Genomic DNA, 4,606 nt, shown 5'->3' with positions numbered 1-4,606 from the left:
ACATTTTCATCCGAAGTTTAGAACAACTGCGATCGTTGATTAAAGATTTAAAGCCAGCATTTAATGGTGCAATTCGCACAGCCGATACGTTGTCTAAGAGCATTGGACTTTCAATGGAATCTCAAGATTTTAAGGACTTTATCAACTTTCTGAACAACAATGCGGGTCCAGCCATGACGTCACTTGGGAAGTCATTCGGGAATGTCATGCAAGGTATCATGAATTTAATGGTTGCCTTTACTCCTCTTTCGCAAGATATGCAGGGGGGATTGGTTGGTTTAACAGAAAGGTTTGCAGCGTGGTCTGCCAAGTTGGATGAATCAAAAGGATTCCAAAACTTTGTTAACTATGTAATGGAAAACGGTCCCAAGGTGATGGCTCTCATAGGGAACCTTACAAGTTTTCTAATTCAGCTTGGTATCGGGATGGCACCACTTGGTTCGAAAATTCTTGATATTGTAAATGCATTCTTGAGTTGGTCATCAGAAATGATGAAGGCATATCCGTTAATCGGACAAGTTGTTAGTTGGGTATTATCGCTAAGTGGTGTTCTTTTAGCATTAACCCCGTTAATCATCCTTGTTAAAGCAGCATTTGGCGGGATGGCAACTTATATATGGGTGAAAACGGGCATGATGAGAGCGAAATTGGTTACAGGCGTAACTATGATGATTAAATCTCTAGGTCAATTCATTGTCCAAATGGTCACTACAGTGGCAAAGTTTATAGCCCAATCAGTGATATTTATTGCTCGCTGGGCATGGATGGGAATCCAAGCGTTACTTCACGGTGCTAAAGTTGCGGCTGCGTGGACCTTGGCTACAGGTAAGAAAATGGTTATTGCCCTGGCAGAAATGGTAGCAACTTCAGCAGTATTCGTTGCAAAGTGGGCTTGGATGAGTGTCAAAGCATTATTTCACGCTGCAAGAATGGCTGCTGCATGGTTTATCGCATTAGGTCCGGTCGGTTGGGTGACTGCTGCAGTAATTGCACTGGCTGTGTTGATCATAGCAAATTGGGATAAGGTGAAAAAATGGACAGTGAAAATCTGGTCTGCAGTGTGGGGGTGGATTAAGGACGTTGCCAGCAAAATCAAAAATTGGGTGTCTGATAAATTTCATGCATTGACCAATGTTGTTGATGAAAAAATGTCTTCTGCTTGGAATATCATAAAGGACATTTGGAGCAATATTCTCAACTTCTTTGAAAGTATCGATTTATATGAATCTGGTAAAGCGATTATCCAAAGTGCGATTGATGGATTGTCTGCTATGAAAGGGAAGATTCTTGGTAAGGTTGAAAACATTGTTGGTGCCGTTCGGGATTTCTGGCCATTTTCTCCTGCTAAGCGTGGACCATTAAGCGATATTCATAGAATGGATTTTAAAGGGCCAATCAGAACTTCGATCGAAAAAGCGAAGACGCCTCTGGTACGTGCGACTGCTAAACTCGCAAATGGTGTCAGAACAGCCTTTAATCCTGATTTATCAGTAAATACTTCACAAATCAGCACAAATTTAAAGGGGCTGAAAAGAAGTAGTACTGCTCAAGTAAGTAGCGCAGTTAATGCTGAAGTCAAAGTCAATAACAAACAACCGGCGTATATCTACTTACAGATGGGGCGAGAGACATTCAGAACCTTTGTCGATGACATCACAGAAGTACAAACAAGAGAACTTGATACACTAAATAGTTTTAGATAAGGAGGTACTTTATGTACGGATTTGTAAACTTAACTGAACGAGGTACACAAAGTACCTCTCTGTCTATCCAGACTTTATTTAATGGGATTAATTTGGATTTAGAGATAAGTGATGAAGAAGGAAGTTTTACCACGTTAACGGTGTCAGGAAGAGCTAATCTTTCGAATCGAATTAATACATTTGAAGTACCCGGCATGAATGGTCTTATGGAATCTAACGAACAAAATACCAGTGAAAGAGAAATCACGGTTAAATATAAAATAAGCGACAAGACAAACGTAGGTTTTAGAAGACGAACTACTTTATTAAATAGCCTGTTAGAGGGTTCTAAAAAAGTACTCTCGTTTACTGATGAGGAAGCTATCTATTACGCAACATTGTCTGAAAATGAACTGCCAGAAGAAAGTAGTAACAATTTGGTAGGTACTTTGACTTTTCTCTGTTCAGATCCAAATAAGTATGGGCCAGAAACCCCTATCATCTTTTCTGGAGACTCGGCAGTCGTAGATACTTTAGGTTCCGCAGAATCCGAACCGATCTTCGAAATGGAAGTGCTGGCACCGATAACGTTCGCGATGATACAGAATCAATTTGATGAATACATGATGATTGGCAGACCCACTCCTGTTGAGAGTACGCCAAAGGAAGAGTATACACTATTACTCTCTGATGCTATGAATACGTTGACCGGGTGGGCTGCTGCCACAACAGTCACTGAAGGTTATATCAGAGGTGAAATTGAGACTGACGGGGCAAGTTTCCGACCAAGGAGCTTTGGTATTGCGGTGGCACCAGAAAAGTGGCAGGGTCCAGGACTTGTGAAATCGCTCCCTGAAGAGGTACAGGATTTTGAGATGGATTGTGTCATTGGAAACCATAATGTCGGATGGGGAACGGGAATGATAGAGGTCTATTTATTAGATACTCTCGATAGGCAGGTGGCAAGAATTCATATGTCTGATTCCTGGCCCGGATCTGATCGAATAGATGGACGCGTGCAGTTGGGATATGATCAGTATCAACGATTCCCCTATATTACTAGCGCACCGAATAATATTAAGAACTGGAATAACTTCTATGGATTGATGAAGTTGCAACGTCGGGGGAACCGGTGGTGGTTTTATTTTGCAAAGATCGTGGATGGAAAAAGAGTATATGTCCAACATAAACACTATATTCCGCCGGTGGGTGGTATCTTCGAGGATAAAATCGCGAAGGTCCAAGTAATCTTTCGAAAGTGGCCGAATACAGAAGCCACCCGGATGAACATTTACAACCTCAAATTCTGGCGTATTAACAGTCTGGCAGAGGATGAAGTCCCGATTATCGCAAACCCCGGGGACATCATCACCTTTGATCATAAAAACGAAGAAATCTTAATAAACGGAGAAGATGCCAAGAACCTAAAAGATTTCGGGGCATCTTATTTTACGTTGAAAAAAGGTGAGAATCAGTTAATCCTCCACCCAAGTGATTCTTTCAGCGCTTCAGGATATTATAGAGATTCATATAAGTAAGGAGGGTGGAATGTGACGCAGATTCACATTTTAGATCACCAGACAGACGAGATTTTGGATGTCATTACAGTTAAAAACATACTGTCCAACAACCATAGAAAGTCGTTAAAAGATAACTTAGAGACTTTCGATTTTACAACCTTTGCCGATAAGCCGTTCTCATCCCATCTTTCCAAACGGAAACGAATCATCATACCGGATGAGGATAACCGTTTCGTGGAACTAATCATTCATGAAACATTTAAGTATCGATCCCCAGAAGGTTTGATAAGCGAAGTTTATACCACAGCGAGCTATCTTGAACTGAAAAAGGCAAAAGTAATCAGCCCCACTTCATTGACCGGAACGGTAGAAAATCATGTTCAGTTTGCCGTATCAGGTACCGAATACCAAGTCGGGAACATTGCCTATGCCGGCGCGAAAGAAATCGTCATTGAGACTCACACTAACCCTTTCATCTTATTAAAACGAATTGCTAATACATTTGGATTAGAGCTTGCCTTTCGTATTGAATCGGACGGAAACAGGGTCACTGACCGTTATGTCGATATGGTCGAAAGGGTCGGAGGATGGAATGGTCGAGAAGTGACATTTGGGAAAGACCTGATCGAAGTGAAGAGACGGGAGAAAACGGCAAATATCGTGACCGCCCTTCTCGGATTGGGTCCAGAAAGAGGTGACGGGACTCGGCTAGAAGTCCTGGTGGAAGACAAAGAGGCACTTGCCAGGTGGGGCAGGGATGGAAAACATTTAATCGAACCATATGAACCTCAGTCTACTGACCCCGACATGACCGAAGATAGACTGACTGCGTTAACCGAAAACGAGCTGAATAAACGGGTCAATGAAATTGTGGAATATGAATCGACCATAGCTGACTTGGAGCATGTACCAGGTCTCGAAAATCAAAAGATCCGATTCGGGGACACCATCAAGATCAAAGACGAAAAGTTTAATCCTCCTCTTTACCTGGAAGCACGTGTGCATACACAGGAGCGATCAATCACACAGAAGTCACAGAAGAAAGTGCAGCTGGGTGACTACATCGAATACACCGAGTCTGAAGTGAAATCTATCTGGAAATCAATGCAGGAGGAAATCCGGAAGAAGTTCGAGCGCATGTTGATGACAACTATTGTCTCAAGCGCAGGGGAAGTCTTCAAAAACGGAATCGGCTCCACTGTCTTAAAAGCCAGGGTCTTTCTTTCTGGTCAAGAGGTAGACGAGGACGGTGCTAACTACACCTATGTATGGAACAAGCGCGACAAGAATGGAATACCGGTTTCAGGTTTTAACTATACCGGGAAGGACCTTGCTGTTACCGCAGCGGACATCGATGAGAAAGCGACGTTTACTGTGGATGTCATCCAGAATTCACTTCTTTCA

General features: G+C 42.4%; 3 protein-coding genes. All 3 read left to right on the top strand.

Annotated features, from left to right (window positions below; translation table 11 throughout):
• Nucleotides 1-1,703: phage tail protein (locus HP456_RS20195; RefSeq protein WP_446680276.1), on the top strand; the 1,703-nt coding region annotated here is incomplete at its 5' end.
• Nucleotides 1,704-1,714: 11 nt separating this feature from the next.
• Complete coding sequence (locus HP456_RS20190; protein WP_172254437.1) at nt 1,715-3,220, top strand: distal tail protein Dit; 1,506 nt, start codon at nt 1,715-1,717, stop codon at nt 3,218-3,220.
• Between the two features lie 12 nt (nt 3,221-3,232).
• Nucleotides 3,233-4,606 (top strand): phage tail spike protein (locus tag HP456_RS20185; protein WP_172254435.1); only part of this gene is annotated, 1,374 nt, incomplete at its 3' end.

This window comes from Bacillus haikouensis (genome assembly GCF_013179555.1).
GTDB lineage: Bacteria > Bacillota > Bacilli > Bacillales > Bacillaceae_B > Rossellomorea > Rossellomorea haikouensis_A.
Note: the sequence above shows the minus strand (reverse complement) of the source record. Positions and strands in the feature narration are given on the sequence as shown.

What these genes read in the sequence shown, in the direction of transcription:
- HP456_RS20190 (WP_172254437.1), top strand. Translation starts at nt 1,715, where the DNA reads ATGTACGGATTTGTAAACTTAACTGAACGAGGTACACAAAGTACCTCT.